Genomic DNA, 26523 nt, shown 5'->3' with positions numbered 1-26523 from the left:
CCTGATTTTACCGGCTCGCCCCTTTCAGCCCGCTTGCAAAGCCCGATTTCAGCGGTAAATTGGCCCGGTTGGCCAATCGCCCCCCGGCATGGTGGGCGAGGAAGCAACGCAGCGGAGGCATAACCCGTGCGTTGTGGCTCCCGTTTCGCGGTTCCCGCGATACCACCGGAGCAAAGCATGGCCGCCACGACAGCGCTGACTTCCCCCCTTCTCCTGGCCCTGGTGTGTGGGCTGATCGCGGTGGCCTACGGCATCTGGGCCCGTGGCTGGATCCTTGCCAAAGACCCGGGCAACGCCCGGATGCAAGAGATCGCCGCCGCCATCCAGGCGGGCGCTGCGGCCTACCTGGCGCGGCAATACAAAACCATTGCCATCGTCGGCGTGGTGCTGGCCCTCCTCATCGGCGTCTTTCTGGACGTTAAAACCGCCGTCGGTTTCATCATTGGCGCTGTGCTCTCGGGCGCCTGCGGCTTTATTGGCATGAACGTATCGGTGCGCGCCAACGTGCGCACCGCGCAGGCGGCCACGCAAGGCATCGGCCCGGCCCTGGACGTGGCGTTTCGCGGCGGCGCCATCACGGGCATGCTGGTCGTGGGCCTGGGCCTGCTGGGCGTGACCGGGTTTTACTGGTACCTGGTGGGCAACCACCCGGTGGCCGATGCCACGCTGGCCAGCCAACTCAACCCTTTGATTGGTTTTGCCTTTGGCTCGTCGCTGATTTCCATCTTTGCCCGACTGGGCGGCGGCATCTTCACCAAGGGCGCCGACGTGGGCGCCGACCTGGTGGGCAAGGTCGAGGCCGGCATCCCCGAGGACGACCCGCGCAACCCTGCCGTGATCGCCGACAACGTGGGCGACAACGTGGGCGACTGCGCCGGCATGGCGGCCGACCTGTTCGAGACCTACGCCGTCACCCTGATCGCCACCATGGTGCTGGGCGCGCTGATGGTGGCCAGCGCCCCGGTCAGCGCCGTGCTCTACCCGCTGGCGCTGGGCGCCGTGTCCATCGTCGCGTCGATCATCGGCTGCTTTTTCGTCAAGGCCTCGCCCGGCATGAAAAACGTCATGCCCGCGCTGTACCGAGGCCTGGCCGTGGCCGGCGTGCTCTCGCTGATCGCCTTCTGGTTCGTCACCCACTGGCTCATACCCGACAACGCCATTGCCGTCAGCGCCAGCCAGCTGCGGCTGTTTGGCGCCTGCGCCACTGGCCTGGTGCTGACGGCCGCGCTGGTCTGGATCACCGAGTTCTATACCGGCACGCAATACGCCCCGGTGCAGCACATCGCGCAGGCATCGACCACCGGCCACGGCACCAACATCATTGCGGGCCTGGGCGTGTCGATGCGCTCCACCGCCTGGCCGGTGATTTTTGTCTGCATCGCCATCCTGGTGTCGTACCAGTTGGCGGGCCTGTATGGCATTGCCGTCGCCGCCACCGCCATGCTCTCCATGGCCGGCATCGTGGTGGCACTGGATGCCTACGGGCCGATTACCGACAACGCCGGCGGCATCGCCGAAATGGCTGACATGCCCCCCGAGGTGCGCGCCGTGACCGACCCGCTGGACGCCGTCGGCAACACCACCAAGGCCGTCACCAAGGGCTACGCCATCGGCTCGGCGGGTCTGGCGTCGCTGGTGCTGTTTGCCGACTACACGCACAAGCTCGAGAGCTACGGCCAGGCCATCAGCTTCAACCTGAGTGACCCGATGGTCATCGTCGGCCTGTTCATCGGCGGGCTGATTCCGTACCTGTTTGGCGCCATGGCCATGGAAGCGGTAGGCCGCGCGGCTGGCGCCGTGGTGGTCGAGGTACGGCGCCAGTTTCGCGACATCCCCGGCGTCATGGAAGGCACGGCCAAGCCTGAATATGGCCGTGCGGTGGACATGCTGACCAGCGCCGCCATCAAGGAAATGGTCGTCCCCAGCCTGCTGCCCGTAGTGGTGCCGATTGCCGTCGGCCTGCTGCTGGGCCCGAAAGCATTGGGCGGGCTGCTGATGGGCACCATCGTCACCGGCTTGTTCGTGGCCATTTCGATGTGCACCGGCGGCGGCGCCTGGGACAACGCCAAGAAATACATCGAAGACGGCCACCACGGCGGCAAGGGCTCAGAGGCGCACAAGGCCGCCGTCACCGGCGACACGGTGGGCGACCCCTACAAAGACACCGCTGGCCCGGCCATCAACCCGCTCATCAAGATCATCAACATCGTGGCACTGCTCATCGTGCCGTTGGTGGTGAAGCTCCACGCGGGTTGAAGGGGCTCACATGTTATCGATCATTACTTTGCCAAAACCCGAGCAGCTCACCTGCATGGCACCGTCCATCAGGCGGGCAAAGTCGTAGGTCACCTTTTTGCTGGCAATCGACTTTTTCATGGCACTGATGATGAGGTCAGCCGCCGCCGTCCAACCCATGTGGCGCAGCATCATCTCGGCGGACAAAATTTCAGAGCCGGGGTTGACGTAGTCTTTGCCCGCGTACCGGGGTGCGGTGCCGTGGGTGGCCTCGAACATCGCAATCGTGTCAGACAGGTTGGCGCCCGGCGCAATGCCAATGCCGCCCACCTGCGCAGCCAGGGCATCAGAGATGTAGTCGCCGTTCAGGTTCAGCGTGGCAATGACCGAATATTCCGCCGGGCGCAGCAAAATCTGCTGCAAGAAGGCATCGGCAATGCTGTCTTTGATGGTGATGTCTTTGCCCGTTCTGGGGCTCTTGAACTTCATCCACGGGCCGCCGTCGATCAGTTCAGCGCCAAACTCCCTGGCGGCCAGGGCGTAGGCCCAATCCCGAAAACTGCCTTCGGTGAACTTCATGATGTTGCCCTTGTGCACGATGGTCACGCTGGGCTTGTCGTTGTCGATGGCGTACTGGATGGCCTTGCGCACCAGGCGCTCTGTGCCTTCGCGCGAGACGGGCTTGACGCCGATGCCCGAGGTGTCGGGGAAGCGGATTTTCTGGCTGCCCATCTCGTTCTGCAAAAACGCGATGAGCTTTTTGGCCTTGTCAGATCCGGCTTCAAACTCGATGCCTGCATAAATATCTTCCGAGTTTTCACGGAAGATGACCATATTGGTCTTGTGCGGCTCTTTGACGGGCGAAGGCACACCGTCAAAATACTGGATGGGGCGCAGGCAGACGTACAAGTCCAGCTGCTGGCGCAGTGCCACGTTGAGCGAGCGGATGCCGCCGCCCACGGGCGTGGTCAGTGGGCCCTTGATGGACACCACGTAGTCGCGCACGGCGCTCAGGGTTTCTTCGGGCAGCCAGACATCGGGGCCGTACACCCGGGTGGACTTCTCACCGGCATACACCTCCATCCACTGGATTTTTTTCTGGCCACCATAGGCTTTGGCCACGGCGGCATCGACCACCTTGATCATCACAGGCGTAATGTCGGCACCCGTGCCATCGCCCTCAATGAACGGAATGATGGGCTGGTCCGGCACATTGAGGGACATATCCGCGTTGACGGTGATTTTCTGGCCTTCAGCAGGCACCTGGATGTGCTGGTAGGTGGTCATGTATGGGGACTCCAATAAAACAAACAGACAAGCACTTGGCCCCGACACGCGGGGCCAAGTGCTTCATCTCACAGCCGTCTCAGGCTCAGGCTTGCACGGTCTTCAGGACAGCGTTCAGCGTGGGGCTGGGGCGCATCACCGCGTCCAGTTTGGCCAAGTCAGGCTGATAGTAGCCGCCAATGTCAGCGGGGTGCCCCTGCACGGCGTTCAGCTCTTCGACGATCTTGGCCTCATTGTCAGCCAGCTGCTGGGCCAGCGGGGCAAACTGCTGTGCCAACTCGGCGTCGTCGGTCTGCGCTGCCAGTTCCTGGGCCCAGTACATGGCCAGGTAGAACTGGCTGCCACGGTTGTCCAATTGGCCGGTTTTGGGCGATGGGTTTTTGTTGTTGTCCAGCAGCTTGCCTGTGGCAGCGTCCAGGGTCTTGGCCAGCACCTTGGCTTTGGGATTGCTCTTCTTGATGCCCAGGTCTTCCAGCGACACGGCCAGCGCCAAAAACTCACCCAGCGAGTCCCAACGCAGGTGGTTTTCTTCCACCAGCTGCTGTACGTGCTTGGGCGCAGAGCCGCCCGCGCCGGTCTCGTACATACCGCCACCAGCCATCAGGGGCACGATAGAGAGCATCTTGGCCGAGGTGCCCAACTCCATGATGGGGAACAGGTCGGTGAGGTAGTCGCGCAGGATGTTGCCGGTGGCACTGATGGTGTCCTGACCACGGATCACGCGCTCCAGCGTGTAGCGCATGGCGCGCACCTGGCTCATGATCTGGATGTCCAGACCGGTGGTGTCGTGCTCGTGCAGGTACATCTTGACCTTGGTGATGAGCTGCGCTTCGTGCGGACGGTAGGCGTCCAGCCAGAACACCACCGGCATGCCCGAGTTGCGCGCCCGCGTCACGGCCAGCTTCACCCAGTCGCGGATGGCGGCGTCTTTGACTTGGCACATGCGCCAGATGTCGCCCGCTTCCACGTTCTGGCTGAGCAGCACTTCGCCGGTGGCCAAGTCGGTGATGTTGGCCACGCCGTCTTCCGAGATTTCAAACGTCTTGTCGTGCGAGCCGTACTCTTCGGCCTGCTGGGCCATCAGGCCGACGTTGGGCACGGTGCCCATGGTCTTGGGATCGAAGGCGCCGTGCCATTTGCAGAAGTTGATCATCTCCTGGTAGATACGGGCAAAGGTCGATTCGGGCATCACGGCCTTCACGTCCTTCAGGCGGCCATCGGCGCCCCACATCTTGCCGCCGTTGCGGATCATGGCGGGCATGGAGGCGTCCACGATGATGTCGTTGGGCGAATGGAAGTTGGTGATGCCCTTGGCCGAGTCCACCATGGCCAGTTCAGGGCGGGTGGCGTGGCAAGCGTGCAGGTCTTTCAGCACTTCTTCGCGCTGGGCTGTGGGCAAGGTGGCCACTTTTTCGTACAGGTTGGCCATGCCGTTGTTCACGTTCACGCCCAACTCTTCAAACAGCTTGCCGTGCTTGGCAAACGCATCCTTGTAGAAAATCTTCACGCAGTGGCCGAACACGATGGGGTGCGACACCTTCATCATCGTAGCCTTGACGTGCAGCGAGAACATCACGCCCGTCTTGTGCGCGTCTTCGATTTCTTTTTCGTAGAACTCGACCAGCGCCTTCTTGCTCATGAACATGCTGTCGATGATTTCGCGGTCCAGCAGCGACACCTTGGGCTTCAAGATGATGGTCTTGCCGCTCTTGGTAATCAGCTCCATCTTCACGTCACGGGCGCGGTCCAGGGTGATGGACTTTTCGCCGTGGTAGAAGTCGCCAGCGTGCATGTGCGAGACGTGCGAGCGCGAGGCCTGGCTCCACTCGGCCATGCTGTGCGGGTTCTTGCGGGCGTATTCCTTGACGGCCTTGGGTGCGCGGCGGTCAGAGTTGCCTTCGCGCAGCACGGGGTTCACAGCGCTGCCGATGCACTTGGCGTAGCGCGCACGGATGGCTTTTTCTTCGTCGGTCTTGGGATCTTCGGGGTAGTCGGGCACCGCGTAGCCCTTGCTTTGCAGCTCTTTGATACAGGCAATCAGCTGGCCCACCGAGGCGCTGATGTTGGGCAGCTTGATGATGTTGGTGTCGGGCAGCAGCGTCAGGCGACCGAGTTCGGCCAGGTTGTTGGACACCTTCTGATCGTCTGCCAGGTATTCAGGAAACTCCCCCAGCACCCGGGCAGCGACCGAAATATCGCTCTCGACCACGTTGATGCCTGCGGGTGCGGTAAACGTGCGCACGATGGGCAAAAAGGATGCCGTGGCCAGACGAGGCGCCTCGTCGGTCAGGGTGTAAATGATGGTGGGTTGCTGGGTACTCATCGCTTATCTCCAGGAATAAGTATGTAAACGCTACCGTCTGCGTCACAGGCCGGCAGTCAGGGGCGCGGAATGCGGGCTGATTTTGCTTCAGGGGCCAGCACGCAAACCGGTTTTCGGGCGCCCCAATCTTACGATATGAAATTTGTCATATTTCTGGCGAAATTTTTTTGCACCCAACTCACCCAAGCCGTGCCTACGCCCACCCAGACGCCGCTGGCATGCCTGATTCACAATGGCACGCCTGCGTACCAGCCACTGTGCTGGTGGCGCTGTTACCCCTTCCTGCCAGCACTTTTTGCCTGAAAGCCTGCACCATGTATTTGTCAACCGCAGCCTCCCGCACTGCCGCGTCGCGCTCCTGGCGTTCCCATGTCCGCACCGCCGTGCTGGCCAGCGTGCTGCCCTTCACCCTGGCCACCGCCAGCGCGCAAGACGGCCCGCAACTGAACCTGCCCCGCGTGGAACTCAACGCAGGCATGCACCGCATTGATGCCCAAGTGGCCCAGGCACCGCAAGAGCGCCAGACCGGGCTCATGCACCGGCAAAACATGCCCCTGCACGAGGGCATGCTGTTCGTCTTTGAGCAGCCCGCCACGCAGTGCTTCTGGATGAAGAACACGCTACTGCCCCTGAGCACCGCGTTTGTGGCCGACGATGGCACCATCGTCAATCTGGCTGACATGCAGCCCCAGACGCTGGACTCGCACTGCTCGACCAAGCCGGTGCGCTACGTGTTGGAGATGAACCAAGGCTGGTTTGCGCACAAAGACATCAAGGCAGGCTTCAAGCTCAGCGGCGCACCATTCAAGCGCTGAGGCTGAAAGCGTGTGGCGCTGCAACATCCGCACCAAGCCAGCAGGGATCAGGCGTTTGCGGCCCACCGGGCCACCAACCACCGCCAATCAAAACCCGCCCTTTACACGCTGGTGGCTTGGCCCGCACCGCAGAACATGGGCAAAGGGGGTTCCCTGTACATATGGGCACGGTTGAAAGGGTAGCCACACTGCGCGCCGCGCAGCTCGCCGGTGCCGAGATTGCCGTCTGGCCGTGAGGCCAGCAACTGATAGAGCGACAGCCAGCCGCGCTCGAAAGCCGTGGCGCTGCCCGCCAGGTACAGGCGGTAGGCCCGCACAGCGGTTTCACCAGCCAGTTCGCGTGCCCGGCCCAGCTGGCTTTCCAGCGCAAGGGACCAGTCCCACAACGTGCGCGCGTAGTGGGGCCGCAGGTTCTCGGCATCGAGCAACTCCAAACCACAGGCGCTGAGGCTGCGCGCCTGCTCCGACACATGCACCAGCTCCCCGCCCGGGAAGATGTGCGTTTCAATGAACTCGCTCAAACCCGCCCCCATCGGGTTGCTGTGCACGCTGCCCGCCGTGATGCTGTGGTTGAGCAGCAGACCGCCAGGCTCCAGCAACTGCCAAAGCTGTACGAAGTAACCGTCCAGATTGGCCATGCCGACGTGTTCGCACATCCCGATGGAGGCAATGCGGTGAAAACGCTCGGTGGGTGGCAGGTCACGGTAGTCCAGCAACCGGATCTCCACCCGGCCTTGCAGGCCCTTTTGTTCGATCAGACGCTGCACATGGGCGTGCTGGTCGCGCGAGAGCGTGATGCCCAGAGCCTGCACACCGTAGTGTTCGGCAGCCCACAGCAGCAAGCCGCCCCAGCCTGCGCCGATGTCGAGGAAGCGCTGCCCAGGCTGGAGCTGCAGCTTGCGGCAGATGTGTTCGAGCTTCGCCTCCTGGGCCTGGGCCAGCGTCATGGCTGGATTCTGGTAGTAGGCGCACGAATACACCCGCCGACAGTCCAGCCACAGCGCGAAGAAGTCGTCGCTCAGGTCGTAATGAAAACGCACCTGTTCGGCATCGCGGTGCCGCTGGTGCAGGCGGCGTGAGCGAGCCCGCCGGAGCACGCGGGTCCAGGGCGTCGGAGGCGCAGTCTGCAGTGGGCTGTGCGCCAGTTCGGCGGCAACGTCCATCACATCGCGCAAGCGCCCTTCAATGTCGAGCTCACCCCGGACGTAGGCGTTGCCCACACTACCGATGCGGCCCATGAGCAATGCAGCGAGCTGGTGCCATTCGCGCAGTTTGAGTTGCACTGGGGCGTTGGCCGGGCCAGCCCGCCCGCCGGGCCATTCCAGCGCGATGGGCACCGCAAGCCGATCAACGAGCGATGCAGCCAAGTGGGACAAGGCGTTCATATCGCACCGCCGGGCATCAAACCGCTGGGGTGCGCCAGGGCGCGTACTGGCGTGCGGGCAGTTGGCCGAACCAGGCCGGGATGGCGTGGCCCGGGGGCATCGTCTGTCTGTCGGCGGGTGCTGCGCGAAAAAGCCTTGAGCCCGTTCATGTCGAGAATATCGATCTCACGATCGTTCACATACAAGAACCCCATCGCAGCCAGCGCGCTGAAACACCGGCTGACCGTTTCGTGCGCAACGCCCAGCAGGCTGGCAATTTCACGGCGCCCCATGCGCAGCAAAAACCGACGGGGCGACTGACCGCAGGCCGCCATCCGTTTGGACAGCTGAATCAGAAAGCGCGCCAGCCGCACATCGGAAGCCACGGCCGCCAGAATGTCAACCAGCTCACGGCTGTGGGTGAGCGTCAGGCTACCCGCCCGCTGTAGCACAAGGGCAAACGATGGCAGAGCATGGCTGAGCTGGGCGATCTCGCACCGCGGGATCACATAAACAGTGGAGTCCTCCAGGGCCTGCATCGCAGCCGGATAGGACGCCGCGCAGAGCGCCTCAAACCCCAACACCTCGCGGCGGACGGCGAAGGCGAGCACCTGTTCGTAGCCATCCTCGGCGATCCGGAACACCTTGAACGTGCCCAAGCGCACGAAAAATATCGCATCGGCTGGCGCACCTTCATGCACCAGGCTTTCGCCAGCATGTACGCGGCGCAGAAGCACCGGAAACTTCGCGGCCACAGGCTGGTCGGCGCTGTCGGGTTCAAACATTTGCAGCACCCTGGCCATCGTCTCGTGGGTGGAAATGGATGCCGCAGCACACTGCGGCGCTTGGTTCGGACAAGGAATGGCGGGCGGAATGGTTTCCATGGGGCGCTCCTGGAAGAGGGGTTCCGGATCGAGATGGGTTACCACCAGCATGTGGCAGGTATCGCGATCGGAATATCGGACGAGGTGGCAAGAAAACGTCGGACGCCCCAACCTCTTCAGGTCGGAATATTTCCCGGAACGGGTAGGAGCATTCTTATCATCAATGGAAGCTCCCGGGGTCGTATTGCCCCTGGGCCTTGGGAAAGCTGTGGGCAGCGTTCAATGTGCCCTCGTTGCGCAGACTCAATGGCGCCCAGAATCCACCGCCGCAATATTGCTTCTGTGTTGGCGTTTCGGAGCCCGAACTTGCCAGCTCAGGCCTGTTTCCACTGCCTTACAGGAGCATCACCATGAACGAACTTCGCACCCTCGACCCCTTGGCTCTCGATCCCTTTGACGACGCATTCCGCTCACTCATTCGCCCATGGCGCTTTGACATGCCGGAAACAGCACCGCGCATCAAGATTGATCTTTCGGAGCAGGACGGCAGCTACGCCGTCAAGGCCGAAATTCCCGGCGTGAAGAAAGACGACATCGACGTGCGCGTCGATGGCAACACAGTCACCATCAGCGCCGAGGTGAAGTCCGAAAAAGAAGAGAAAGGCAATGGGGGCCGCGTGCTGCGCCGCGAGCGCCAGGAGGGCTACGCCAGCCGTACCTTCAGCTTGGCCTGTCCGGTGGACGAAAGCAAGGTCGAGGCCAGCTACAAAGACGGCATCCTGGCGCTGACCCTGCCCAAAAAGGCCGACATCTCCAGCAAACGGATCGCGATCCAGTGAACGCCATGGGCACACTGACCGCACCTTGGCGCCAGGGCGCACAGCACGCCTGGGCTTCACTGGCAGAAGGTTGGCGCGACCTGCGCCGGCGCGCCGGTGGAGCACTCACCCGCTTTCGCCACAGCGATGCAGCGGGCCGTGAGGATGACGCTGGTTGGGGCTTGGTGGCCACCGACCTGCGCGTGGAGGACGAGCGCATTGTCGTGCGCATGGAGTTGCCCGGCATGAACCGGGAAGACCTGCAAATCGACATCAATGGCGACCGGCTCAGCGTCTCGGGGGAGAAGCACCTCGAACAGGAAAGTGGCGATGGCAGCTACCGTCTGGTGCAGTGCGCCTACGGCAGCTTCCAGCGCGATCTGATCCTGCCGCACGCCGTCGATGCGCAGCGCACCCAGGCCCGCTACCGCAACGGCGTGTTGCGCATTGAGATGCCGCGTGCCGACCGCGAGCGCGGCCGACGCATCCCGGTGCGCGCGGCCGGGTGATGCGAAACCGCAGAGTGCGATGCGAAAAGCCACTCTGCGCATTGCGACGTTCGCCGTGACGAACCCGGCAGCAGATGGAGGAACCTCCCATGAACGAAGAATCCAGACCATTGGCCTGCACCAGCGCCCTGCCGGCTGATGTGGTGGCGCTGCTGCCCATGCGCAATCTGGTGCTTTTTCCCCACGTGCTGGCACCCGTGGCGCTGGGCAGGCCGAAATCGGTCGCGGCGCTACAGCAAGCGGTGGCCTGCAAGGCACCTGTGGGGCTGGTGCTGCAAAAGGATGCCCAGGAGGACGATCCGGGGCTGTCGGGCCTGTGCAGTGTGGGTACGCTGGCCACCGTGCTGCAACACAAGCTGGCCGACGATGGTCAGGCCCACGCCGTGTGCCAAGGGTTGCAGCGCATACGGATCATCGAACTGGTGGAGGGGTATCCCTTCCTAGCTGCGCGCATCGAGCGTCTGGCGGAGATCGGTGAACATTCAACAGAGGCCGAGGCCCTGGCGATCCAGCTGCGGGAACGCGGTACGGAGATCCTGTCGTTGCTGCCGGGCGTACCGGCCGAGCTGGCGCACCTGCTGCAAGGCACCCGTTCCCCCTCGCAACTGGTCGATCTGGCGGCCAGCCTGCTGGACACGGAGCTGCCCGAAAAGCAGGCCCTGCTGGAGATGCTGTCCACCGAGGAGCGCTTGGGTGCCATGCTGAAGACCGTGACCCACCGCCTGGAGGTGTTGCGGCTGTCGCGCGAGATCGGTGCCCGCACCAAGGAGCAACTGGACGACCGACAACGCCGCATCCTGCTGGAAGAGCAGTTGCGCACCATCAAGAAGGCGCTCGGCGAGAACGGTGAGGGCGCGCGCGAGATGGCCAGCCTCGGCGAGGCCATCTCCGCAGCGCACATGCCCCCGGAGGTGGACGCTCATGTGCGCAAGGAGTTGCAGCGGCTCGAACGCATGCACGATGCGGCTGGCGAGGCCTCGGCGCTGCGCACCTGGATCGAGTGGATGACCGAAATGCCCTGGGCAGAACCGGGCGAGCGGGTAATTGACCTGGCCGCCGCGCGGCAAACGCTGGAGAACGACCACTTCGGCCTGGCGCGCGCCAAGCAACGCATCGTCGAGTACCTGGCGGTGAAGAAGCTCAATCCGCAGGGCCGTGCGCCGATCCTGTGCTTCGTGGGGCCGCCGGGCGTGGGCAAGACCTCGCTCGGCCAGAGCGTGGCGCGCGCCATCGGACGGCCTTTTGTCCGGGTCTCTCTCGGTGGTGTGCACGACGAAGCCGAATTGCGCGGCCACCGCCGCACCTATGTGGGCGCGATGCCCGGCAATATCGTCCAGAGTCTGCGCAAGGCGGGCGCACGCGACGGCGTCATGATGCTGGACGAAATCGACAAAATGTCAGCGAGCCTGCACGGCGACCCCTACGCCGCCCTGCTGGAGGTGCTGGACCCCGAGCAGAACTCGACCTTCCGCGACAACTACCTGGGTGTGCCTTTTGACTTGAGCCGGGTGTTGTTCATCGCCACCGCCAACGTCATCGACAACCTGCCGCCACCCGTGCGCGACCGCATGGAGGTGATCGAACTGCCCGGCTACACGCTGGAAGACAAGCTACAAATCGCTCAACGGTATCTGCTTGCCCGCCAGTTGCAGGCCTGCGGTTTGCGTGCCGACCAGTGCGAACTGACCGAAGCGGCGCTGCACGCGATGGCCACCGGTTACACCCGCGAGGCCGGCGTGCGCCAGTTCGAGCGCGAAATAGGGCGCGTGATGCGTGCGGTGGCGCTGCGCGTGGCCGAAGGCACTGCCACGCATGTGCGCGTCGATGCCGCCGATCTGGAGGCTTTGCTGGGGCCGCCCACGGTGGAGCACGATGTTGCCCTGCGTAGCGGCTTGGCCGGGGTGGCCACCGGACTGGCCTGGACACCAGCGGGCGGGGACATCCTTTTCATAGAGGCCACCCGGGTGGCGGGCAGCGGACGCCTGATCCTCACCGGGCAGCTGGGCGACGTGATGAAGGAAAGCGCCCAGGCCGCCTTGACGCTGGTGAAGTCGCGGGCGCCCGACCTTGGCTTGTCAGCAGCCCTCTTCGAGCATGTGGATGTGCATGTTCATGTGCCCGCCGGGGCGATTCCCAAAGACGGGCCAAGTGCCGGTGTGGCGATGTTCATTGCGCTGGCCTCTTTGTTCTGCGACCGGCCAGTGCGCCACGATCTGGCGATGACGGGCGAAATCAGCCTGCGCGGGTTGGTGCTGCCCGTGGGCGGCATCAAGGAGAAGGTGCTGGCCGCGCAACGGGCCGGACTGCGCGAGGTGCTGCTGCCCACCCGCAACCGCAAAGACCTGCACGATGTTCCCGAGAGCACACGCCAGGCATTGCACTTCACATGGCTGGAAACGGTGGACGACGCCATCACCGCTGCGCTGGGCGCGCGCGCACTGGCCCAAGAGGGTGATTTCAAGCTCGTCTGAAAAAACGGCCCAGAGGGCCGTTTGGGGGAGATGGCAGCGCTACAGCGCCTGCTATCAGGCGAAGTTGGCTTCAGCAAACTTCCAGTTCACCAGCTTGTCCAGGAACGTCTCGACAAACTTGGGACGCATGTTGCGGTAGTCGATGTAGTAGGCGTGTTCCCACACGTCCACCGTCAGCAGGGCCTTGTCGGCGGTGGTCAGGGGCGTGCCAGCGGCGCCGGTGTTGACGATATCGACGCTGCCGTCGGCCTTCTTCACCAGCCATGTCCAGCCCGAGCCGAAGTTGCCCACGGCGCTCTTGACAAACGCTTCCTTGAACGCAGCGTAGGAGCCGAACTTGGCGTTGATGGCGTCAGCCAGCGCGCCGGTGGGCTCGCCGCCGCCTTGGGGGGCCATGCAGTTCCAGAAGAAGGTGTGGTTCCAGATTTGCGCAGCGTTGTTGTAGATGCCGCCGCTGGACTTTTTGATGATCTCTTCGAGGGTCATGGCCTCGAATTCGGTGCCCTTTTGCAGGTTGTTCAGGTTGACCACGTAGGCGTTGTGGTGCTTGCCGTGGTGGTACTCCAGGGTTTCCTGGCTGTAGTGGGGGGCCAGAGCGTCAATGGCGTAGGGCAGCGCGGGCAGGGTATGTTCCATCGTGGTTCCTTGGGGTTGAAATATCAGGGTGGCCCGGCGACAAGGCCACCGGGCACGCAAGAGCTGGCATTGTAGAAAGATCAATCAACCTGTGCTGCCTGGGGCTGGCGAACCCCCGCGCTGCACGGCAAGCAGCGACCGCTGGGCCTTGGCACAGCACTACAGCAGGCGCGGCTGCACCACGCTGACATCGACCACCCCATCGGCCAGCGTGGCGCGCAGGGCAACGCCCGGCGGTGCCTGGCGCACGCTGCTGACGACGGCGCCCTCGGTATCGGTGAGCAGGGCGTAGCCGCGTTGCAGCACCAGGCGCGGATCGAGCAGTTGCAGGCGCAGCGCCGCGCGCTCCAGGCGCTGTTGGCGCTGGGCCAGGCTGCGCTGAACTTTGAGAGGCAAATCGGCCTCCAGGGCTTTCTGGGTGTGCGCGAGCAGCTGCAATTTCAATAGCACGGCCTGGCGCATGCGCTGGGCCAGTTGCGCCAGGCGCTGGTGCTGCGCCGCCACCAGACCCGAGGGCCGCCCCAGGCGTGCGCTGGCCTGGTCCAACCGCTGGGCGCGCTGCTCCAGCTGGCGCTGTACGCCGTTCTGCAAACGCCCGGCCAACAGGCCCAGCGCCCCCAGCCAGACCTCGCGCGGCTGTGCCACCAGCTCGGCAGCGGCGGTGGGCGTGGGCGCGCGCAGGTCGGCACAAAAATCAGCGATGGTGAAATCCGTTTCGTGGCCCACGCCGCACACCAGTGGCACCGGGCTTTGCACAATGGTGCGGGCCAACTGCTCGTCGTTGAAGGCCCACAGGTCTTCCATGGAGCCGCCACCGCGCACCAGCATGATGACGTCGATGGGCGGATTTTTGGTCAAATCGGCCTCTGGCCCTTGCCCAGCCTGCGCTAGCAGATACAGTTTTGATAGCGCCTCGCACAGCGATGCGGGCGCACCCGCACCCTGCACCAGCGCGGGCACCAGCACCACCGGGATGTGCGGCACGCGCCGGCGCAGCGCCACCACCACATCGTGCAGTGCCGCCGCACCCGGCGAAGTCACCAGCCCGATGCCGCGCGGCATCAGCGGCAGGGGGCGCTTGCGCTCGGCGTCAAACAGACCCTCGGCCTGCAATTGCGCCTTGAGCCGCAGAAACTGCTCAAACCAGGCGCCCTGCCCGGCGCGCTGCATGCTGTCCACGATGAGCTGCAAATCGCCGCGCTGCTCATAGACGCCCAGGCGACCGCGCAGCTCCACCAGCTCGCCATCGCGCGGGGCAAAGGCCAGCGCACTGGCGGCGCGCTTGAACATGGCGCAGCGGATCTGGCCCTGCGCGTCTTTCAACGTGAAGTAGCAATGCCCGCTGGCCGCGCGCGAAAACCCGGTGATCTCGCCGCGCACGGCCACCGGGTTGAAGCGCGCCTGCAAAACATCGGCCACGGCCAGACACAAAGCGCCCACGGCCCAAATGCGGGGGGCACTGTCGGTCGGGACGTTCGGAGTGATGGAATCGGGCTCAGCCATGGTGCGGTGCATTACTCCACAGTGCCACGGCGCGCCCCAGCCTATGAAAAACGCCACAAAACACCCCCGCCAAACCCAGCAAATACGTGCAAGTCATTGATTTATATAAGAATTTTTGTGATTAAATTTTCATCAATCTGTCATTTGCACGCATTGGCGCTGGTTGGCAGGCTTTGTACACGGGGTTTTCCACAAAGTTATCCACAGATTTTGTGGATGAAACAGGCAGTCAGCCGGCGCTGGCCAGGCGGCGCCAGTGCGCCCGAAGAACGCGGGTCGCGGGCCGCGCCCGCCTGGGGCAGCCAGAGCGGCATAGCCGGTGCCCGCACGGTGCGCCAGCGCCCGCTGGCGGCTTTGCTGCAACGCAAAAGCCCCAGCAAGCTGGGCCATAATCGCCGCTTTCCTTACCCGAGCGGAGAGAGAATTGTTGTCGATCATACAAGCCGCAGGCTGGCCCATCTGGCCCTTGATTGCCTGCTCCGTTCTGGCGCTGGCGCTGATTCTGGAGCGCTTTGCAGCCCTCCGGACTGCACGCGTCGCCCCAGCCAAATTACTCGATGAAGCCATCACTGTCTCCTCCAGCACCGTGCCTGGCCCCGATGTAGTGGGCCAGCTGGCGCAAAACTCCGCCCTGGGCGAGGTGCTGGCCAGTGGCCTGCGCGCATTGCAGCAAAACCCCAAGTGCAGCGAGGCCGACCTGCGCGCCTCCATGGAAGGCGCTGGCCGCAGCGTGGCGCACCGCCTGGAAAAATACCTCAGCGCACTGGCCACCATTGCCTCGGCGGCGCCGCTGCTGGGCCTGCTGGGCACCGTCATCGGCATGATCGAAATTTTCGGCTCGCAGGCGGGCGGCGGCGGCATCGGTCAGGCCATGGGCGGGGGCAACCCGGCGCAGCTGGCGCACGGCATCTCGATTGCGCTGTACAACACCGCGTTTGGTCTGATCGTGGCCATTCCGGCACTGATTTTCTGGCGCTATTTCCGCAGCCGCGTCGATGCCTACCTGCTCACGCTGGAGCTGTCAGCCGACCGCTTTGCCCGCCACCTGCTGCAACTGCGCAAATGATGCCGAGGCGCCCATGAACTTCAGCCCGCGCAAAAAAGATGAGCCCGAGATCAACCTGATCCCGTTCATCGACGTGTTGCTGGTGATCCTCATCTTCCTGATGCTGACCACCACCTACAGCAAGTTCACCGAAATGCAACTGACGCTGCCCGTGGCCGACACCGAGCAGCAGCGCGACCGCCCCTTGGAAATCATCGTGGCCGTGGGCGCCGATGGCCGCTACGCCGTCAACAAAGCCACCGTCGATGGCAAGGGCGTCGAGCCCATGGCCCAGGCGCTGGCCAAAGCCGCCCAGTCGGGCGCAGCAGGCCAGGTCATCATCATCAGCGCCGATGCCAGTGCGCCGCACCAGTCGGTCATCACCGTGATGGAGGCCGCGCGCCGCGTGGGCCTGACGCAGATCACCTTTGCCACCCAGTCGTCCGCCCGCGCGGGCGCTGGCGCACCGTAAGCCCTGGCATGGCTGCCGCACCGCAGCCGCCCTCTTCCCCTTCTTTTCAGGCACGGGCGCACGCCGCCGTGCAGCACGCCTGGCGCCAGCGCGGGCCGCTGGCCTGGGCGCTGTGGCCACTGTCACAGCTGTATGGCGCGCTGAGCGCCTTGCGCCGCTGGCTGTACCGCAGCGGCCTGCGGCGCGCGCAGCACGCGGGCGTGCCCACCATCGTGGTCGGCAACGTGATTGCCGGGGGCGCGGGCAAAACCCCCGTGGTGATGGCCGTGGTGCGGCATTTGCAGGCGCAGGGCTGGCGCCCGGGTGTGATCTCGCGCGGCTATGGCCGCAGCACGCACGACTGCCGCGCCGTGCTGCCCGACAGCCCGGCCAGCGAAGTGGGCGACGAGCCCGCCCTGATCGCCCGCAGCTGCGCCGTGCCCGTGGTGGTGGCCGCCCGGCGCATGGATGCCGCGCGCGCCCTGCTGGCCCAACACCCCGACACCGATGTGCTGGTCTGCGACGACGGCTTGCAGCACTGGCCGCTGGCACGCGACATCGATATTTGCGTCTTCAACGACCAGGGCATTGGCAACGGTTTTTTGCTGCCCGCTGGGCCTTTGCGCGAGCCCTGGCCGCGCCCGGTCGATCTGGTGGTGTACAGCACCAACGCGCCCGCCACGCCCGATGGCGCTGCCGCATCCGGCACCGCGCCCAACGCCACTGCGCCTGGCCTGGCGCCCAACGCTGCGCCCCGCCCAGACCACGGCGCCGCCCCGCCCCACAGCAGCGCCCCCGCCTTTGCCTTGCAGCGCCAGCTGGCCGACCACGCCGTGCGCCAGGATGGCACGCGGGTGGCGCTGCACGACCTGCGCCAGCAGCCCCTGCTGGCCGTGGCCGCCATTGCCCGGCCCGATGACTTTTTTGCCATGCTGCGCGCCCGCCACCTCACGCTGGCCGCCACCCAGGCCCTGCCCGATCACTTCGATTTTGATAGCTGGAAGCGCCCATCCGATAAGGGCTACACCCTGATTTGTACTGAAAAAGATGCCGCGAAGCTCTGGCGCTACCACCCCGACGCGCTGGCCGTGCCACTGCAAGTGCGCATAGCCGCCGGTTTCTTCGCCGCGCTGGACGCCCGGCTCCCGCGCCGCCTATCATCGCCCCCTGAAAACCCTTCACCACCGCCCCACCATGGATCCCAAACTGCTTGAACTGCTGGTCTGCCCCGTCACCAAGGGCCCGCTCACCTACGACCGCGAACACCAGGAACTGATCTCGCGCAGCGCCCGCCTGGCCTACCCGGTGCGCGACGGCATTCCGGTGCTGCTCGAAGACGAAGCCCGCACCCTGACCGACGACGAGCTGGAGCAGTGAGCGCCATGCCCAGCGCCACGCCCGTCCCTGCGCCCATCAGCGCCAGCACCCCCGTGGACACCAGCGCACCGTTAGCCGCCACCGCAGCCGCAGCCACGCCCTTCACCGTGCTGATTCCGGCCCGCATGGCCTCCAGCCGCCTGCCCAACAAGCCCCTGGCCGACATTGCCGGTGTGCCCATGGTGGTGCACGTGGCCCGGCGCGCAGCGCAAAGCGGTGCCCTGCGCACCATCGTGGCTGCCGACGACGCGCGCATCCTGCACGCCTGCCGCCAGCACGGCATCGAAGCCATGAACACGCGCGACACCCACCCCAGCGGCAGTGACCGCCTGGCCGAAGCCTGCACGCTGCTCGGGCTCGATGGCGACGACATCGTGGTCAACGTGCAGGGCGATGAGCCGCTGATCGACCCCGCGCTCATCGCCGCCGTGGCCGCGCTGCTCCATGCCCACCCCGAAGCCAGCATGGGCACCGCCGCCCACCCCATCGCTAGCCTGGCCGACTACACCAACCCCAACGTGGTCAAGGTGGTGTGCGATGCGCGCGGCTTGGCCAGCTACTTCAGCCGCGCCCCCATTCCATGCGCCCGCGACCACGCTGGCAGCAGCTGGTGGGATGGCGCTGCCGCCCAGGCCCAGCCCGGCGTGGCGGCGCTGGCAGGCTTTGCGCCACTGCGCCACATCGGCATTTACAGCTACCGCGCCGGTTTTTTGCGCCAGTTCCCCACCCTGGCGCAAGCGCCCACCGAAGCCATCGAGGCGCTGGAGCAACTGCGCGCCCTGTGGCACGGCCACCGCATCGCCGTTTACCAGAGCGCCAGCGCGCCCGGCCCCGGCGTGGACACCCCCGAAGACCTGGAGCGCGTGCGCGCTTTGCTGGCCTGAACGCCCATTTTTACCAACTGTCACCGGTGTAAGCTGTGGCAAAAAATCGCGTGCTATCCTTGAAAACTCACTAGAGCGCCGCGCCCAGGGTTGCCAACCCGGCCAGTGGTGCCTGCCGATTTCATCACTTAGAGGACTCCCATGAAACTGATTCTGCTCGGCGCCCCCGGCGCTGGAAAGGGCACGCAAGCCACCTTCATCTGCCAGAAGTACGGCATCCCGCAAATCTCCACGGGCGACATGCTGCGCGCCGCCGTCAAAGCGGGCACGCCACTGGGCCTGCAAGCCAAGGCCGTGATGGACGCTGGCGGTCTGGTCAGCGACGACCTGATCATCAACCTGGTCAAAGAGCGCATCGCCCAGCCCGACTGTGCCCAGGGCTTCTTGTTTGACGGCTTCCCACGCACCATTCCGCAGGCCGACGCCATGAAGGCCGCCGGTGTCAAGCTCGACTACGTGCTCGAAATCGACGTGCCCTTCGACGCCATCATCGAGCGCATGAGTGGTCGCCGCTCACACCCCGCCAGTGGCCGCACCTACCACGTCACCTTCAACCCGCCCAAAGTGGCTGGCAAAGACGACGTGACCGGCGAAGACCTGGTGCAGCGCGAGGACGACAAGGAAGAAACCGTCAAAAAACGCCTGGACGTGTACAGCGCGCAAACCCGTCCGCTGGTCGATTACTACGCCAACTGGGCGGCGCAAGATGCGGTCAACGCACCCAAGTACCGCGCCATCAGCGGCACCGGCACGGTGGAAGAAATCACGGCCCGCGCCATGGCCGCGCTGGCAGGCTGATACCCCGGCACCGCACCAGGGCCAGGCCCTGAACACAACGCCCCGCAGCAGCCGCTGGCGGGGCGTTTTGCATGGGGCACGCCGCTTTGACACGCTGCGCTGCCACGCAGCAAGCGCCGGGCAATCGCCTGGAGCGTTTTCGCGCGCGCCAAGTGTGCCAACGACACCCGCCCATGCGGCTATGGCAACGCAGGGTAAAAGCGCTCTACACCGACACGGGGGCGGCGCCCATCAACGCCAGCATCAGGCTGATGCGGGCCTTGACCGGGCTCAGGCCCTGCGCGCTGGCAAAGGCACTGCCCGGCTGCTCCAGCACCTGGCCCAAGGGGCAGCGGGTGGCAACCCACACCACCACGCCAGCGGCCTGGGCGCGCAGCAGGGCCGCGTGCAGGGTGTGGTGCAGCGTGCCGTTGCCCGTGGCGGCGATCACCAGCCCCTGCACACCACTTTGAGCGAGCGCATCCACCGTGGTGCCGCTGGCCCCGGCGTAGCTCAGCAGCACTTCCACGCGCGGCCACGGGGCGCCAGACGCTATCTTTTCAAGAGCTGCTTGCGCTTTACTGGCATGGCCTGGAGGCTGATTTGGCATGAAATTTTCTGCCCAGCGCAGGTGGCCAGCTTCCACCCAGCCCAGCGGGCCACTCTCGCCCGAGCTGAAGGCGTGCAGCCGGTACGGGTGGATTTTTTGCACCTGGCGCGCACCATGCACTTCGCCCGCACACACCACCAGCACACCGCAGGCGCCGGGCGTGGTGGCCACAGCCATCGCATCGAGCAGGTTTTGCGGCCCGTCGGGCACCAGGGCGGTGGCCGGGCGCATGGCACAGGTCAGCACCACGGGCTTGCGGGCGGCGTCCAGCACGCAGTGCAGCAGCCAGGCGGTTTCTTCCAACGTATCGGTGCCGTGCGTGATGACAATGGCGCGCACCTGCGCATCGTCCAGCAGCTGCTGGCAGCGCAGGGCCAGGGCCTGCCAGACGGCAAAGTCCATGTCTTTGCTGTCGATTTGCGCTACCTGCTCGCCTACCAGCGGCACACCCGCATCGGCCAGGCTGGCCACGCCCTGCACCAGCGCCTGCACGCCCACCTGCGCGGCGCTGTAACCGATATGGTCGTGGGCGCTGCCTGCGGTGCCCGCAATCGTGCCGCCAGTGCCCAGAATGACCACGGTTCCTGAATCCATTTCGCCCCCCTTTCAAACTGTGTAAAAGCACAGCCACTGGACTAACATACAGCCTCTGTCTGCCCCTACCCACCTTTGCGCATTTGCACCCACCCGCCATGCCCACGCCTGCCAAGCTCACTGCCCGACAACAGCAAGTTCTGGATTTGATCCAGAGCGCTATCCGCCACACGGGCGCGCCGCCCACGCGCGCTGAAATTGCCGCTGAAATGGGCTTCAAATCGGCCAACGCCGCCGAAGAACACCTGCAAGCGCTGGCCCGCAAAGGCGTGATCGAGCTGGTCAGTGGCACCTCGCGCGGCATTCGCCTGTGCGGCAGTGCGGTGCGCGCCCTGCACGCCGCCCAGGGTACTGCCCTGAACCTGCCGCTGTCGGGCACCTCGCAACTGGTGCTGCCGCTGATTGGCCGGGTGGCAGCCGGGTCGCCCATTCTGGCGCAGGAGCACGTCACACAAACCTATTGTGTGGAGAGCAGCCTGTTCCAGCACAAGCCCGACTATTTGCTCAAGGTGCGCGGCGTGTCGATGCGCGATGCGGGCATCATGGATGGCGACCTGCTGGCAGTGCAAGCCACCCCCGAGGCACGCAATGGCCAGATTGTGGTGGCGCGACTGAACGATGAAGTCACCGTCAAGCGGTTCCGGCGCACGGCGCAGGGCGTGCAGCTGCTGGCCGAAAACCCCGACTACCCGCCCATCGTGGTGGCCCACGACGAGACTTTTGCCATTGAGGGCGTGGCCGTGGGCCTGATCCGCAACGCCCTGCCGCTGTAGCGCCTCCAGCGCCGGGGTGCGCTACAACAACCGAGGCTCTGGTTGGCGCACGGTAGAGAAAATCGTGGGCTCCACCTGCAAGCTGTCCGAGCGCACGGGTACATCTTTACCCGCAAGGTACACCCACAACTCCCCCCGGCGCACCATCACGTAGCTGACGGTGTAGCGGCTTTTGCCCCGCATGACGACCGTGCCAGGGCGAAACAAAGGCATCCTGAAAGTCTTTTCTCGGTCAGCAAAAGCGATGGCGCCTTCGACCTTTTTTTTTGTCATTGACTGCACTGGACTCATTGGCCCGATGCTATCGCGCCCACCACCCCTATTGGCCAAATAACTTCGATGGCCACCGCACACCAGGGGAATTGCTGCACCGCAACGGATAATTGCCCCCATGTCTTTGCTGCCCCACCAACTCGAACTCCTCTCTCCTGCGCGCGATGCCGACATCGGCATTGAAGCGGTCAACCACGGCGCCGACGCCGTCTATATCGGTGGCCCCGCCTTTGGCGCACGCACCAGCGCCGGCAACGATCTGCGCGACCTGGAGCGCCTGATTGCGCACGCCCACCGTTTTCGCAGCCGCATCTTCGTCACCCTCAACACCATCCTGCGCGACGATGAACTCGAAGGCGCCCGGCAAATGGCCTGGCAGGTCTACAACGCCGGGGCCGACGCCCTCATCATCCAGGACATGGGCCTGCTCGAACTCGATTTGCCCCCCATCCAGCTGCACGCCAGCACGCAAACCGATATCCGCACGCCAGAAAAAGCCCGCTTTCTGCAAGACGCGGGCCTGAGCCAGATCGTGCTGGCGCGCGAGCTGACGGTGGAGCAGATTGCCGCCATCCGCGCCGCCACCGACCCCGCGCGCTGCAACATCGAGTTCTTCATTCACGGCGCGCTGTGCGTGGCCTACAGCGGCCAGTGCTTCATCAGCCATGCCCACACGGGCCGCAGTGCCAACCGGGGCGACTGCAGCCAGGCCTGCCGCCTGCCCTACCAGGTCATGGACGACACGGGCCGCTTTGTGGCGCACGACAAGCATGTGCTGAGCATGAAAGACAACAACCAGAGCGACAACCTGCGCGCCCTGATTGCAGCGGGCGTGCGCAGCTTCAAAATTGAAGGGCGCTACAAGGACATGGCCTATGTGAAGAACATCACGGCCCACTACCGCACGCTGCTGGACGAGATCATCGAACAAGGCGAGTTCTCGGGCAGCCCGCTGGCGCGGGCGTCGAGCGGCCAGACGCGCTTTACCTTCACGCCCGACCCGCTGCAAAACTTCAACCGCGAGTTCACCGATTACTTCGTCAATGGCCGCAAAGACGATATCGGCGCCTTTGACACGCCCAAAAACCCCGGCCAGGCCATTGGCTGGGTCACGCAGGTGGGCGCCGATTTTGTCGAACTGGAAGTGAGCGACAGCGCCACCGTGCTGCACAACGGCGACGGCCTGTGCTACTACAACCTGCAAAAAGAGCTGGTGGGCCTGCAAATCAACCGGGCCGAGCCTGCATCAGCGCGCAGCGTGGGCCAGTGGCGCGTGTTCCCCAAAGACCCGATGGCCGGGTTCAAAGACCTGCGCAAAGGCGTGGAGATCAACCGCAACCGCGACATGGACTGGGTGCGCACGCTGGACAAAAAATCCAGCGAACGGCGCATTGGCGTCTGGCTGCAATTGTCCGAGCTGCCCGGCGCCCAGGGCCTGCAACTGACCCTGACCGACGAGGACGGCTTCAGCGCGCAGGCCCAGCTGCAGCAGCCGCTGCAAGCGGCCAGCGATGCTGCCCGGGCCGAGGCCGCGCTGCGCGAGCAACTGGGCCGCCTGGGCGCCACGATTTTTGACGCCATAGACACCAGCGTGCAATGGTCGCAGCCGTGGTTTGTGCCCGCCTCGGCGCTCAACACCCTGCGCCGCGACGCCGTGGCCGCGCTGGAGGCCGCGCGCGCCGCAGGCTTGCAGCGCCTGCCGCGCGCCCAGCCCGTGCAGCCGCCCACGCCCTACCCCGACGACACCCTGACCTACCTGGCCAACGTCTTCAACCACAAGGCGCGCGACTTTTACGCCCGCCACGGCGTGCAGGTAATTGCCGCCGCCTACGAAAGCCAGGAAGAAGAAGGCGAAGTCAGCCTGATGATCACCAAGCACTGCGTGCGCTATTCTTTGAGCCTGTGCCCCAAACAAGCCAAGGGCGTGATCGGCGTCAAAGGCACCATCAAGGCCGAGCCGCTGCACCTCATCAACGGCAAAGAAAAACTCACCTTGCGTTTTGACTGCAAACCCTGCGAAATGCACGTGGTGGGCAAGATCAAGCGCTCGGTGCTGAACCAGCACCACAAAGACATGCAGGCCCAGCCTATGCAGTTTTACCGCACGCGCCCCAGCACGCCGCAGCGCCCCTGAAGTTATCAATTTGATAGCTGGCTGCGCCCACTGCACGGGCCTCAGAGGCACTTTTTATACTTAAAACGTCAGCATCTATGCAGCCCACTCCAGCGCCCCCACCCCACCGCAGCGACTGGCACTTGCAAGATGCCGATGCCCTGGCCCAACAGCACGCCGTCAACCCCGACCACGGCCTGAGCGCCGACGAAGCCCAGCGCCGCGCCGCGCAGCACGGCGCCAACGAGCTGACCAGCACCCAGGGCCGCAGCTGGCCGGGCCTGCTGGCCGACCAGTTCAAGGACTTCATGGTGCTGGTGCTGCTGGGCGCAGCCGTGGTGGCGGGGCTGGTGGGCGAACTGACGGACACCCTCGTCATCCTCGTCATCGTGGTGCTCAATGCCGTGATTGGCTTTGTGCAGGCTTGGCGCGCCGACCAGGCCATGGCCGCGCTGCGCCAGCTGGCGGCGGCACACGCCACCGTGCTGCGCGCAGGCGAGGCCCAGGTGGTGCCCGCCAGCACACTGGTGCCCGGCGACATCGTGCTGCTGGAGGCGGGCAACCAGATACCCGCCGACCTGCGCCTGATCGAGATTGCGCAGCTGCAGGTGGATGAATCGGCGCTCACGGGTGAATCGGTCACGGTGACCAAGCAATCGGGCACCCTGGCGGGCGCTGGCCACAGCGCACTGGGCGACCGCCTGAACATGGCCTTCAAAGGCACCACGGCCACGCACGGGCGCGCACGCGGCCTGGTGGTGGCCACCGGCATGCGCACCGAGCTGGGCAAGGTGGCCACGCTGCTCGATACGGGCGACCGCACCACCCCGCTGCAACGGCGCCTGGCGGCCTTTGGCAAGCGACTGGCGCTGGCCGTGCTGGCCATTTGCGCCATCGTCTTTGTGGTGGGCGTGCTGCGCGGCGAGGCGCCGCTCCTGATGGCGCTCACCGCCATCAGCCTGGCCGTGGCCGCCATCCCCGAGGCCATGCCCGCCGTGGTCACGGTGCTGCTGGCGCTGGGCGCGCGGCGCATGGTGGCCATCAACGCGCTGGTGCGGCGCCTGCCGTCGGTAGAAACGCTGGGCTCCGTCACCCACATCTGCTCCGACAAAACCGGCACGCTGACGCAAAACCGCATGCACGCCGAACTGCTGCTGGCGCACGGCCAGCGCTGGACACCGGGCGATGCGCTGCCCAGCGCCATCCACTGTGAGACCCTGCGCGCAGCCTCCCTGTGCAACGACGCACGCCACCAAAACGGCGACGGCGATGTGCCCGGCGCCTGGCTGGGCGACCCCACCGAAACGGCCCTGGTGCTGGCCGCCCACGCCGGTGGTCTGGACAAAACGCAGCTCGATGCCGCCCACCCGCGCGTGCAAGAGCAGCCCTTTGACTCCGACCGCAAGCGCATGACCACCTTCCACCCGCAAGGCGATCGCTTTGTCGCCTACACCAAGGGCGCGCCCGAATCGGTGCTGCTCTGCTGCACCGCGCAGTGGACGGCAGGCGGCGGCGCGCCGCTGGACAGGCCCGCCGTGCTGGCCAGCGCCGACCAGCTGGCCGCGCAAGGCCTGCGCGTGCTGGCCCTGGCCCGGCGCCAGCACACGCGCCTGCCCGACACCAACGCCATCGATGCCGTCGAGAGCGAGCTTGAACTGCTGGGCCTGATCGCCCTCATCGACCCACCCCGCCCCGAGGCCCTGGCCGCCGTGCGCGACTGCATCAGCGCCGGCATCGTGCCAGTGATGATCACCGGCGACCACCCGGCCACCGCGCGCGCCATTGCCCACCGGTTGGGCATTGTCGATAGCCTGGACGCCCCTGTGCTCACCGGCACCGACCTGAGCGAATTGGACGCTGCCACGCTGGCCCGGCAGGTAGAGCGGGTGCGGGTGTATGCACGCGTCGATCCGGCGCAAAAAATCCGCATCGTCGAGGCCCTGCAAGCGCAGGGCCACTTCGTTGCCATGACCGGCGACGGCGTGAACGATGCCCCGGCCTTGAAGCGCGCCGACATCGGCGTGGCCATGGGCCAGGGCGGCACCGACGTGGCACGCGAAGCGTCCAGCCTGGTCTTGCTGGACGACAACTTCGCCACCATCGTGGCCGCCGTCAAAGAGGGGCGGCGCATTTACGACAACATCCGCAAGTTTGTGCGCTACTCCATGACCGGCAACTCGGGCGAGATCTGGACGATCTTCCTGGCGCCGCTGTTGCTGCTGCCCATTCCGCTGTTGCCCATCCACATCCTGTGGGTCAACCTGGTGACCGATGGCCTGCCCGGCCTGGCGCTGGCCGCCGAACCCGCCGAGCGCGGCATCATGCAACGCCCGCCGCGCGCGCCCGGCGAGAGCCTGTTCGCCCACGGCATGTGGCAGCACATTCTGTTCATGGGGCTGCTGATTTCCGGGCTGTGCCTGGGCGTGCAGGCCTGGGCCATTGCCAGTGACAACGCCCACTGGCAGACCATGGTGTTCACGGTGCTGACGCTGGCGCAAATGGCCCATGTGGTGGCCATCCGCTCCGAGAGCGAGCCGCTGTGGCGCCTGGGCCTGCGCAGCAACCAGCCGCTGCTCTACGCCGTGCTGCTGACCTTCTTGCTGCAAATGGCCACCATTTACGTGCCCTGGCTCAACCCCATCTTCAAGACCGCGCCCCTGAGCCTGGGCGAGCTGGCCATCTGCCTGGGTGCGGCGCTGGTGGTGTATGTGGCAGTGGAGCTGGAAAAAGCCTGGCGCCGCAACCGCCAGCCTGCCGCCATCGCCATGGACGAGCCGCCCCCGCCGCACCGCCGCTGAGCGCCCGCGTGCGCAGCAGCACATAAGCACATGACAAACGATT

The 26523-nt window shown here is 65.2% G+C and carries 22 protein-coding genes; 14 read left to right on the top strand and 8 right to left on the bottom strand.

What is annotated here, in order from left to right; genetic code table 11:
* The first annotated feature begins 177 nt into the window (after window positions 1-177).
* The gene (locus EV674_RS04810; protein ID WP_119012251.1) at window positions 178-2256 is read left to right on the top strand and encodes a sodium-translocating pyrophosphatase; all 2079 of its coding nucleotides are present in this window, start codon (window positions 178-180) and stop codon (window positions 2254-2256) included.
* Between the two features lie 6 nt (window positions 2257-2262).
* Here EV674_RS04810 and icd read toward each other — a convergent pair whose 3' ends face one another.
* Window positions 2263-3522, bottom strand: coding sequence for an NADP-dependent isocitrate dehydrogenase (icd, locus tag EV674_RS04805; protein WP_119012250.1), 1260 nt, complete (start codon window positions 3520-3522; stop codon window positions 2263-2265).
* Window positions 3523-3607: 85 nt separating this feature from the next.
* The gene (locus EV674_RS04800; protein WP_119012249.1) at window positions 3608-5845 is read right to left on the bottom strand and encodes an NADP-dependent isocitrate dehydrogenase; all 2238 of its coding nucleotides are present in this window, start codon (window positions 5843-5845) and stop codon (window positions 3608-3610) included.
* 314 nt (window positions 5846-6159) lie between these two features.
* On the opposite strand from EV674_RS04800, the gene EV674_RS04795 reads away from it, so the two are divergent.
* The gene (locus EV674_RS04795) at window positions 6160-6660 is read left to right on the top strand and encodes a DUF192 domain-containing protein (protein WP_119012248.1); all 501 of its coding nucleotides are present in this window, start codon (window positions 6160-6162) and stop codon (window positions 6658-6660) included.
* Between the two features lie 101 nt (window positions 6661-6761).
* Here the strand turns inward: EV674_RS04795 and EV674_RS04790 are convergent, their stop codons facing one another.
* Both EV674_RS04790 and EV674_RS04785 read right to left on the bottom strand, forming a co-directional pair.
* A complete protein-coding gene (locus EV674_RS04790; RefSeq protein ID WP_119012247.1) occupies window positions 6762-8045 on the bottom strand; it encodes a class I SAM-dependent methyltransferase in 1284 nt (427 codons plus the stop codon).
* Window positions 8042-8908, bottom strand: coding sequence for a Crp/Fnr family transcriptional regulator (locus EV674_RS04785; RefSeq protein WP_165887069.1), 867 nt, complete (start codon window positions 8906-8908; stop codon window positions 8042-8044). Before EV674_RS04785 ends, EV674_RS04790 begins: the two co-directional genes overlap by 4 nt.
* Window positions 8909-9258: 350 nt before the next feature.
* On the opposite strand from EV674_RS04785, the gene EV674_RS04780 reads away from it, so the two are divergent.
* The 3 genes from EV674_RS04780 (at window position 9259) to lon (ending at window position 12646) form a co-directional block, all read left to right on the top strand.
* Entirely contained in the window at window positions 9259-9687 is a 429-nt protein-coding gene (locus EV674_RS04780; protein WP_119012245.1) for an Hsp20/alpha crystallin family protein, read from the top strand.
* A 5-nt stretch (window positions 9688-9692) separates the two neighbouring features.
* Window positions 9693-10175 (top strand): Hsp20/alpha crystallin family protein, encoded by a 483-nt coding sequence (locus EV674_RS04775; RefSeq protein WP_119012328.1) that lies wholly within the window; start codon window positions 9693-9695, stop codon window positions 10173-10175.
* An 89-nt stretch (window positions 10176-10264) separates the two neighbouring features.
* Window positions 10265-12646, top strand: a complete 2382-nt coding sequence (gene lon, locus EV674_RS04770) for an endopeptidase La (RefSeq protein ID WP_119012327.1) — start codon at window positions 10265-10267, stop codon at window positions 12644-12646.
* A 54-nt stretch (window positions 12647-12700) separates the two neighbouring features.
* On the opposite strand, the gene EV674_RS04765 is transcribed toward lon, so the two are convergent.
* Together EV674_RS04765 and xseA are read right to left on the bottom strand one after the other, a co-directional pair.
* On the bottom strand, window positions 12701-13282 hold the full coding sequence (locus EV674_RS04765; protein ID WP_119012244.1) for a Fe-Mn family superoxide dismutase: 582 nt from the start codon (window positions 13280-13282) through the stop codon (window positions 12701-12703).
* A 159-nt stretch (window positions 13283-13441) separates the two neighbouring features.
* On the bottom strand, window positions 13442-14785 hold the full coding sequence (gene xseA / locus EV674_RS04760) for an exodeoxyribonuclease VII large subunit (protein ID WP_119012326.1): 1344 nt from the start codon (window positions 14783-14785) through the stop codon (window positions 13442-13444).
* Window positions 14786-15209: 424 nt separating this feature from the next.
* Here xseA and EV674_RS04755 point away from each other — a divergent pair, with 424 nt between their 5' ends.
* The 6 genes from EV674_RS04755 (at window position 15210) to adk (ending at window position 19340) form a co-directional block, all read left to right on the top strand.
* Complete coding sequence (locus tag EV674_RS04755) at window positions 15210-15851, top strand: MotA/TolQ/ExbB proton channel family protein (protein ID WP_119012243.1); 642 nt, start codon at window positions 15210-15212, stop codon at window positions 15849-15851.
* A 13-nt stretch (window positions 15852-15864) separates the two neighbouring features.
* Window positions 15865-16302, top strand: a complete 438-nt coding sequence (locus EV674_RS04750; RefSeq protein ID WP_119012242.1) for an ExbD/TolR family protein — start codon at window positions 15865-15867, stop codon at window positions 16300-16302.
* A gap of 8 nt (window positions 16303-16310) precedes the next feature.
* Window positions 16311-17495: a tetraacyldisaccharide 4'-kinase gene (gene lpxK / locus EV674_RS04745; RefSeq protein WP_119012241.1), complete on the top strand. Its 1185-nt coding sequence runs from the start codon at window positions 16311-16313 to the stop codon at window positions 17493-17495.
* Entirely contained in the window at window positions 17476-17658 is a 183-nt protein-coding gene (locus EV674_RS04740) for a Trm112 family protein (protein ID WP_119012240.1), read from the top strand. Before lpxK ends, EV674_RS04740 begins: the two co-directional genes overlap by 20 nt.
* 5 nt (window positions 17659-17663) lie before the next feature.
* Window positions 17664-18542: a 3-deoxy-manno-octulosonate cytidylyltransferase gene (kdsB, locus tag EV674_RS04735; RefSeq protein WP_119012239.1), complete on the top strand. Its 879-nt coding sequence runs from the start codon at window positions 17664-17666 to the stop codon at window positions 18540-18542.
* Between the two features lie 141 nt (window positions 18543-18683).
* The gene (adk, locus tag EV674_RS04730; protein WP_119012238.1) at window positions 18684-19340 is read left to right on the top strand and encodes an adenylate kinase; all 657 of its coding nucleotides are present in this window, start codon (window positions 18684-18686) and stop codon (window positions 19338-19340) included.
* Between the two features lie 205 nt (window positions 19341-19545).
* Here the strand turns inward: adk and EV674_RS04725 are convergent, their stop codons facing one another.
* Window positions 19546-20523, bottom strand: coding sequence for an asparaginase (locus EV674_RS04725; RefSeq protein WP_119012237.1), 978 nt, complete (start codon window positions 20521-20523; stop codon window positions 19546-19548).
* Between the two features lie 98 nt (window positions 20524-20621).
* On the opposite strand from EV674_RS04725, the gene lexA reads away from it, so the two are divergent.
* The gene (lexA, locus tag EV674_RS04720; protein ID WP_119012236.1) at window positions 20622-21296 is read left to right on the top strand and encodes a transcriptional repressor LexA; all 675 of its coding nucleotides are present in this window, start codon (window positions 20622-20624) and stop codon (window positions 21294-21296) included.
* Window positions 21297-21317: 21 nt separating this feature from the next.
* Here lexA and EV674_RS04715 read toward each other — a convergent pair whose 3' ends face one another.
* The gene (locus EV674_RS04715; protein WP_241524876.1) at window positions 21318-21509 is read right to left on the bottom strand and encodes a hypothetical protein; all 192 of its coding nucleotides are present in this window, start codon (window positions 21507-21509) and stop codon (window positions 21318-21320) included.
* Window positions 21510-21687: 178 nt separating this feature from the next.
* Between EV674_RS04715 and EV674_RS04710 the strand changes: the two genes are divergently transcribed.
* Entirely contained in the window at window positions 21688-23703 is a 2016-nt protein-coding gene (locus EV674_RS04710; RefSeq protein ID WP_119012235.1) for a peptidase U32 family protein, read from the top strand.
* Between the two features lie 77 nt (window positions 23704-23780).
* Entirely contained in the window at window positions 23781-26480 is a 2700-nt protein-coding gene (locus EV674_RS04705) for a cation-translocating P-type ATPase (protein ID WP_119012234.1), read from the top strand.
* Window positions 26481-26523 lie beyond the last annotated feature (43 nt).

It is taken from the genome of Simplicispira metamorpha, assembly GCF_004341365.1.
In the GTDB taxonomy this organism is placed as follows: domain Bacteria; phylum Pseudomonadota; class Gammaproteobacteria; order Burkholderiales; family Burkholderiaceae_C; genus Simplicispira; species Simplicispira metamorpha.
Note: the sequence above shows the minus strand (reverse complement) of the source record. Positions and strands in the feature narration are given on the sequence as shown.

What these genes read in the sequence shown, in the direction of transcription:
- EV674_RS04780 (WP_119012245.1), top strand. Translation starts at nt 9,259, where the DNA reads ATGAACGAACTTCGCACCCTCGACCCCTTGGCTCTCGATCCCTTTGAC.
- icd (WP_119012250.1), bottom strand. Translation starts at nt 3,522, where the DNA reads ATGACCACCTACCAGCACATCCAGGTGCCTGCTGAAGGCCAGAAAATC.
- EV674_RS04715 (WP_241524876.1), bottom strand. Translation starts at nt 21,509, where the DNA reads ATGCCTTTGTTTCGCCCTGGCACGGTCGTCATGCGGGGCAAAAGCCGC.
- lon (WP_119012327.1), top strand. Translation starts at nt 10,265, where the DNA reads ATGAACGAAGAATCCAGACCATTGGCCTGCACCAGCGCCCTGCCGGCT.
- adk (WP_119012238.1), top strand. Translation starts at nt 18,684, where the DNA reads ATGAAACTGATTCTGCTCGGCGCCCCCGGCGCTGGAAAGGGCACGCAA.
- lpxK (WP_119012241.1), top strand. Translation starts at nt 16,311, where the DNA reads ATGGCTGCCGCACCGCAGCCGCCCTCTTCCCCTTCTTTTCAGGCACGG.
- EV674_RS04810 (WP_119012251.1), top strand. Translation starts at nt 178, where the DNA reads ATGGCCGCCACGACAGCGCTGACTTCCCCCCTTCTCCTGGCCCTGGTG.
- EV674_RS04740 (WP_119012240.1), top strand. Translation starts at nt 17,476, where the DNA reads ATGGATCCCAAACTGCTTGAACTGCTGGTCTGCCCCGTCACCAAGGGC.
- kdsB (WP_119012239.1), top strand. Translation starts at nt 17,664, where the DNA reads ATGCCCAGCGCCACGCCCGTCCCTGCGCCCATCAGCGCCAGCACCCCC.
- EV674_RS04775 (WP_119012328.1), top strand. Translation starts at nt 9,693, where the DNA reads ATGGGCACACTGACCGCACCTTGGCGCCAGGGCGCACAGCACGCCTGG.
- EV674_RS04800 (WP_119012249.1), bottom strand. Translation starts at nt 5,845, where the DNA reads ATGAGTACCCAGCAACCCACCATCATTTACACCCTGACCGACGAGGCG.
- EV674_RS04785 (WP_165887069.1), bottom strand. Translation starts at nt 8,908, where the DNA reads ATGGAAACCATTCCGCCCGCCATTCCTTGTCCGAACCAAGCGCCGCAG.
- EV674_RS04795 (WP_119012248.1), top strand. Translation starts at nt 6,160, where the DNA reads ATGTATTTGTCAACCGCAGCCTCCCGCACTGCCGCGTCGCGCTCCTGG.
- EV674_RS04705 (WP_119012234.1), top strand. Translation starts at nt 23,781, where the DNA reads ATGCAGCCCACTCCAGCGCCCCCACCCCACCGCAGCGACTGGCACTTG.
- EV674_RS04750 (WP_119012242.1), top strand. Translation starts at nt 15,865, where the DNA reads ATGAACTTCAGCCCGCGCAAAAAAGATGAGCCCGAGATCAACCTGATC.
- xseA (WP_119012326.1), bottom strand. Translation starts at nt 14,785, where the DNA reads ATGGCTGAGCCCGATTCCATCACTCCGAACGTCCCGACCGACAGTGCC.
- EV674_RS04790 (WP_119012247.1), bottom strand. Translation starts at nt 8,045, where the DNA reads ATGAACGCCTTGTCCCACTTGGCTGCATCGCTCGTTGATCGGCTTGCG.
- EV674_RS04765 (WP_119012244.1), bottom strand. Translation starts at nt 13,282, where the DNA reads ATGGAACATACCCTGCCCGCGCTGCCCTACGCCATTGACGCTCTGGCC.
- lexA (WP_119012236.1), top strand. Translation starts at nt 20,622, where the DNA reads ATGCCCACGCCTGCCAAGCTCACTGCCCGACAACAGCAAGTTCTGGAT.
- EV674_RS04710 (WP_119012235.1), top strand. Translation starts at nt 21,688, where the DNA reads ATGTCTTTGCTGCCCCACCAACTCGAACTCCTCTCTCCTGCGCGCGAT.
- EV674_RS04725 (WP_119012237.1), bottom strand. Translation starts at nt 20,523, where the DNA reads ATGGATTCAGGAACCGTGGTCATTCTGGGCACTGGCGGCACGATTGCG.